This window comes from Paenibacillus sp. MZ04-78.2, assembly GCF_024213375.1.
GTDB lineage: Bacteria > Bacillota > Bacilli > Paenibacillales > NBRC-103111 > Paenibacillus_G.
This window is the reverse complement of the sequence record NZ_JANAVJ010000088.1, coordinates 1-5,449: the sequence shown is the minus strand read 5'-3', so window position 1 is coordinate 5,449 and position 5,449 is coordinate 1. Positions and strand designations below refer to the sequence as shown.

The 5,449-nt window shown below is 42.7% G+C and carries 6 protein-coding genes and 2 pseudogenes; 4 read left to right on the top strand and 4 right to left on the bottom strand.

Annotation, left to right across the window (positions count from 1 at the left end):
* Positions 1 to 142: 142 nt before the first annotated feature.
* The 4 genes and pseudogenes from NLX71_RS25890 (at position 143) to NLX71_RS27225 (ending at position 2,377) form a co-directional block, all read left to right on the top strand.
* Positions 143 to 1,048 (top strand): annotated as a pseudogene (locus NLX71_RS25890) (IS1595 family transposase).
* A 59-nt stretch (positions 1,049 to 1,107) separates the two neighbouring features.
* The gene (locus tag NLX71_RS25885; protein WP_254366657.1) at positions 1,108 to 1,482 is read left to right on the top strand and encodes a VOC family protein; all 375 of its coding nucleotides are present in this window, start codon (positions 1,108 to 1,110) and stop codon (positions 1,480 to 1,482) included.
* Between the two features lie 207 nt (positions 1,483 to 1,689).
* Positions 1,690 to 1,827, top strand: a complete 138-nt coding sequence (locus tag NLX71_RS27230) for a terminase gpP N-terminus-related DNA-binding protein (RefSeq protein WP_375377974.1) — start codon at positions 1,690 to 1,692, stop codon at positions 1,825 to 1,827.
* Positions 1,828 to 2,227: 400 nt separating this feature from the next.
* Complete coding sequence (locus NLX71_RS27225) at positions 2,228 to 2,377, top strand: winged helix-turn-helix domain-containing protein (protein WP_375377973.1); 150 nt, start codon at positions 2,228 to 2,230, stop codon at positions 2,375 to 2,377.
* Here the strand turns inward: NLX71_RS27225 and NLX71_RS25880 are convergent.
* The 4 genes and pseudogenes from NLX71_RS25880 to NLX71_RS25865 all read right to left on the bottom strand — a co-directional run.
* Positions 2,345 to 2,767 (bottom strand): annotated as a pseudogene (locus NLX71_RS25880) (transposase); the annotation flags it as partial. The gene NLX71_RS27225 and the pseudogene NLX71_RS25880 sit on opposite strands and share 33 nt — an antisense overlap.
* A gap of 241 nt (positions 2,768 to 3,008) precedes the next feature.
* Positions 3,009 to 4,094 (bottom strand): DUF1648 domain-containing protein, encoded by a 1,086-nt coding sequence (locus NLX71_RS25875; protein ID WP_254366656.1) that lies wholly within the window; start codon positions 4,092 to 4,094, stop codon positions 3,009 to 3,011.
* Positions 4,094 to 4,489 (bottom strand): GntR family transcriptional regulator, encoded by a 396-nt coding sequence (locus NLX71_RS25870; protein WP_254366655.1) that lies wholly within the window; start codon positions 4,487 to 4,489, stop codon positions 4,094 to 4,096. Before NLX71_RS25870 ends, NLX71_RS25875 begins: the two co-directional genes overlap by 1 nt.
* A gap of 184 nt (positions 4,490 to 4,673) precedes the next feature.
* Positions 4,674 to 5,114 carry a thiol-disulfide oxidoreductase DCC family protein gene (locus NLX71_RS25865; RefSeq protein ID WP_254366654.1) on the bottom strand — a complete coding sequence of 147 codons (441 nt, stop codon included), beginning with the start codon at positions 5,112 to 5,114 and terminating at the stop codon, positions 4,674 to 4,676.
* Between the last annotated feature and the right edge of the window lie 335 nt (positions 5,115 to 5,449).

Here is a 5,449-nt window from a genome sequence, read left to right as displayed (position 1 = left end):
AGACGCCAGATTGAACTTTATGAAGCGCTGGAAATCTCAGCGCCTGCCTCGTTATAATTTGACCGGGGATTTAGGATATCTATCTATAGATTTTGATTCTCTTTTAATGCGAACGTATGTTTGAAATACTAAAATCGAATATATGTTCAGTAGTGGTTTTGATGGCAAAAAGAAGGAAGCGATGAATCTCATCCAGTTTCAAAAGGCGTTCCAAACGGAAGAAGCATGCTATTGTCATCTCATGAAAATGAAGTGGCCAGAAGGCTTCCGTTGTCCGAAGTGTCAGGATGACAAGGCTTAGGAGATCGTGACACGTAATCTGCCGCTGTTTGAATGCGTTCGTTGCCACCATCAAACCACGGTCATTGCAGGTACGATATTCGAGAAAACGCATACTGACCTCGCGAAATGCTTCCGGGCCATCTTTTTGATTGCTCACGATAAGCGGGGCGTTTCGGCAACGTATCTATCAGAGGAACTCGGTATTACTTATCAGACCACATGGACGATCCAACATAAAGTGAGAAAGGCCATGAGCGAGCGCGATGCCCCTATATGCTTGCCGGTATTGTTGAACTTGATGACGCTTTTTTCGGAGCGCCCACGGAAGGCGTGAAACGCGGACGCGGCACAAAACAAACTCCCGTTCTCATAGCCCTGTCGTTAGACTAGAAAGGCTGCCCGAAATATCTGAAAATGCAAGTGATTCCTGACGTGAAAGGTACGACGCTCGTGGATTTCGTACAGAAGTATATCAAGGCCGGCTCCACGATTTCCAGCGACAAGTATCGTTCTTACCAGGCTCTGGCCAAATAAGGCTACCAGCATGAAGCTAAATTGTGTAACCCTGTTGAAAACCCGGATTACCTCCAGTGGCTTCATACGATCATTTCCAACGCCAAAGCGTTTATTGGCGGTACGTTCCACGGTCTTGACTCGAAGCATTTGCAAGCTTATCTTTATCTGGATGAGTTCTGCTAGGTTCAACCGATTTGTTCATTGTTGTGTTTTATCCGCAACCATCACTTATCCTGAGTTAGTTGGATAATCAAGATTTAACTCGTTTATAATGTATGTTTACCTTAAAAAATTGAGGGGGAATCCGTTTTGTTTCGCATTCTAGGAATCGATCATGTACAACTTGCCGCTCCAAAAAATTCCGAAGCAGAAGCTAGACATTTTTTTTCTACAATTTTAGGTATGGTGGAAATAGAAAAGCCTGAGAATTTAAAAAAACGTGGCGGTGTATGGTTTTCAACGGACACCCAACAACTTCACATTGGGATTCAGGAAAACTTTATACCCGCCACTAAAGCACATCCCGCTTTTCAAGTTAACAATATTAATGAAATTAAATCACGATTAGAACAATTTAATTATAAAATTCAAGATGACGAACCATTAGAAGGAGCAAAACGTTTCTACGTAAATGACCCGTTTGGTAATAGACTTGAATTCATTGAATGGGGAACAATAAGTTAAGTTCTCTTACAAATGGTTATGCTATATTAAGTAAGTTCAAAGAAAGAACTTCCATTTGAGAATCTTTAATAATTGGTGAATAACGGGAGAAGATTGCCGCCGTTCTTGTCGAAGTGGTTTATAACCAATTCGAGAAATTAGAGATGTACCAGAAACAAGATGCCATTGAGCTTAATGCACGAATGAAGAAAGAAAAGAACCCGCCGCATGTTTGAGCGATATCAAACGATCCATCTGCATCTTCAAGGCATGACGATGAAGCAAATCGCTGGAATCATAAAACGAAGCGAAAAAACGGTATCAAGTATATTCGCGCCTATCAAGATCATGGCCTCAATGGGCTAAAGATGAACCATTCCCCTGGAGCGCCAACTCGATTAACCAAAGAACAACAAGAGGTTCAAGCAAATGATCGTTGAAAAGCTCCCGCATGAAATCGGATTCACAGCAAAATTCAATTGGACCTTGCATTTGATTCTGAATCCCCGTAAAATTATAACGAGGGTGATGTAAAAACCTTGTAATACCGCGGCTTTTCGGCGATTTTGCCTATCAGAATCTTCGCTAATCTACGTTATAATTATAACGTGGATTAACGAACCTATTATTCACAACGAATTGGAAAATAAGAAGAATGACACTACATAAGGCAATAAATATTTGAACAATAGGAATAAAAAGTATCAAAAACTCCACAACTGCATCGGAGCCGCTGACCTCGTTATAATATGGACGGGAATTCAGGTTGATAGGAGAGTATATCAAAAGGGAGTTCAATGTCACTTATTCCCTGCAAGGTGTAGCGAATTTGGCTCATCGTTTGAATTTGAGCTATACCATGACGACCTATACTAGTACACTATCAATCCTTAAATTGTGGATAAAGACGTTTTAATTTGATTCTTGCTTCGTTGGTGGTAAACTGCCAGTCGACACCCTTTTGGTTTCGGTTACTTTCCCATGCCGATAGCTCAAGAACTAATTCAAATATGGAAGGTATGCGTCGTCCCAGACATTGACTCGTCATCACGCTGAGTTCAATCTCTGCGATATTTAGCCAGCTACCATGCTTCGGTGTGTAATGAATCTCCAACCGTTTAGCCAAGCGACGGGCCGTTTTGGGCTCGAACGCTTGATAGAGAGAAGTGATGGAGTGGGTGTTTAAATTATCCATTACCAATTTGATTTTTGGAGCTTTGGGATAATGAACGTCCAGTAATTCCCGAACTTGTTCCGCCCAGTCGATACGGGTTCGCCGTTCGCGCACCGCGACATGACGCCAACCTGCCAAATTACAAGACCTTTGCTTCCAAAATAAAGAATTGCAACATGAACCTGTCAATGTTCGTAAGGTAGAGCGTAAATACTTTGAAAAACTCCCCTTTAAGGCTGACCGTAGAATACTTGTGGAAACGGTCGGCTTAAAGGGAAGTATAACCAACATCCATGACTTGGAAAATATTATACCAGGGGGTTATTCGAAGGGGGCGTGGAGTCGTAAAGGCATCGAAATAGCCGATCCTATTTCAAAGAAAGCTAAAAAGAACAATGACTCCTGCAAAAATCAGGGGAGCTATCAAGAAAAACCAACCGGTCGGCCGACCCAAATTGACCGTAACCCCGATACCGCCCCTTTTCTCAACGAACAGCGCCGGATCGTCCCGATTGACATAGAACAATCCCCACTTCCAATGCTCATCCGAACCGGCGTCTGGAAACACGACATGAGTATTGGCTTTAGCCATAAGGGCCTGGTTTTTTTTCAAAACAATCGGCAAGCTGATCAGGGCGGCAAAAATCAGAAGTATGGCAGCAATCAGTATCCAGTTGGTCAGACTGGAATCAATAAACCCCGCAATCGAAAACTGAACAGAAGCAAATAACGCCAGCGAAATTAAAGTAATAAAATGAATAACAGCGGCTTGATAGCGTCTCGAGCTTCGTCTTATCTTATTGATCAATTCAGACTGCTCCGGATGAACCTGCCGTTTGCTTCGGATGAGAGCCTCTTGTACGCCCGCCATAATTAGCGCCATCAAGCATTGAATGAGATTAGGGGCAAAGATGATCCCGATCGATTTTTGCGCGATTCGATCCACTTGACCGGAAGCATTGTAATGAATAGGTATATTAGCTGGAATCTGGTCATAATTCCACGCGACAAAGACAATATTGGCTGCAATAAGCCAAAACGGAATAAGGTTCCACATTCTCGAAACCGTTGACCAATGATGTTCCGAAGTGTCAACAGCTATGACGGATGGTTTTTCCACCATCCATTGGTTTTCCTTCTTTAATCGCTTTACCCCTCTGTATCCTTGTAGGTAGATCAGCACGTGAACCACAAAGTAAGCGGGAATAAGATAAACAATCGAAGCCGTCATAGTCATGACTTCGCGTTGTACGCAAAGAATGGATAGTCCCATCAACAGGACTGCCGCGATGACGGTTGCAACACAATAATTACGTCTGATAGCAAGCAATTTTGGATGCCTCATATGCTCCTTGGGAATCAATATCCCGAAAAAAACACCGGGATGGGACCAAAAAGGAACCAAGGCATTCATGATGATAATCGGAATCCAGATGAAAAACAGAGTTACCAAGAGCATTACTCTCCACCTCCGGAATTGACAATATCATGATACACTTCCAGAATTGCCGAATGAATTTGTTCCACCGAAATATCGCGGTAAATCGCACCTGTGAGGATTGGCCGAAGCGTTACCTTTAAATAATCGATGTACATCCCGGTGTCCTCGTTTTTGCGCGCCGCTTGGATAACGACGCCCTTTCGGCGGTGAATCTGAATAAATCCTCCTTGTTCAAGAATTTTATACGCTTTGTTTACCGTATGCATATGGATGCCAATGTCGCTTGCCAGTCTTCGTACGGATGGCAGGGGCTCTTCGGGGCGTAGGCGGCCATTCACAATACCTTCGATAATGCTGTTTACCAGTTGTGCATAGATGGGAACTTCCGAGTCCGGTTCAATTCGAATGATCATCCCTTGCACCTCCGAATGAATTTCCCTAGTCCGTTCATTTTGTAACTGCTACATCTGTTATATATAGTATATAGCAGCGATAGCAATCGATGTCAATACAGGATTTGATTTCATGAGTCCATTTTTTGGTGTCATCTTCAATTGGGGATTAAAACGAGCCCATATGTAGCTTGATGCCCAAAGCTTAGACGTCGACAAATCTCTCTCTTAACGATTTACTCGGAAGCTCACATTCATACCGTCGGCCAAATAAGGCATATCGTTTTTTGGCAAAAAGTCGGTAAGCCCAATCTCTGAAACTTGCAGGAATGATTTTTAAAAAGTAAAGGTACTTGATGGGCCCGTCAAGCCTTTTAAGAATACGAAGGACTGCCGTAGATTCCGTATAATATCTTCCTTCTTCAACCAGCACAATGGAATCAATGCGATCCAGACGATGATTAAACGGAAGCAGAATCCTTTGGGCAGCCGGAGATTGCAAAGAAGCAAATTTAAAAACACCCTGAGGATCTCTGTGATAAATAAATTTGACCCATCCGTTGCAAAAATTGCATTCTCCGTCAAAGAATACGATCCTGCAAGAATCTGTTACGGTCTGGTCTGCATAGTTATGGTATTTTGACATGCGGAAGATGGGGATAAGAAGTAACAATTTTTATATTGAAGGCAGTCTACCTGTATCGAAGGCAGGAATGACATCGCAAACGTAATCCTCCACATAATGGTACAAGGACGCATGTATTTAAACTTTCATTTTTTGCGCAAAATCAATCAATATGTAAGCTCTCCGCACAGCAAAGCCGGACGTGTTTCGCTCGGGCAACCCGGAGTAGGTGTTGATCTTCTTGGTTCGTTAATTCGCGGACAAAAAACATAGAAAATCTGTAATGCTCCCCATTGTCAAGACACGATTTTTCGAGGGATAAGTTATGTCCTCCATTCTCGTAATCTATTAAATTA

Coding starts and splice junctions, on each gene's coding strand:
- NLX71_RS25870 (WP_254366655.1), bottom strand. CDS start 4,489: ATGATCATTCGAATTGAACCGGACTCGGAAGTTCCCATCTATGCACAA.
- NLX71_RS25875 (WP_254366656.1), bottom strand. CDS start 4,094: ATGCTCTTGGTAACTCTGTTTTTCATCTGGATTCCGATTATCATCATG.
- NLX71_RS25865 (WP_254366654.1), bottom strand. CDS start 5,114: ATGTCAAAATACCATAACTATGCAGACCAGACCGTAACAGATTCTTGC.
- NLX71_RS27230 (WP_375377974.1), top strand. CDS start 1,690: ATGTTTGAGCGATATCAAACGATCCATCTGCATCTTCAAGGCATGACG.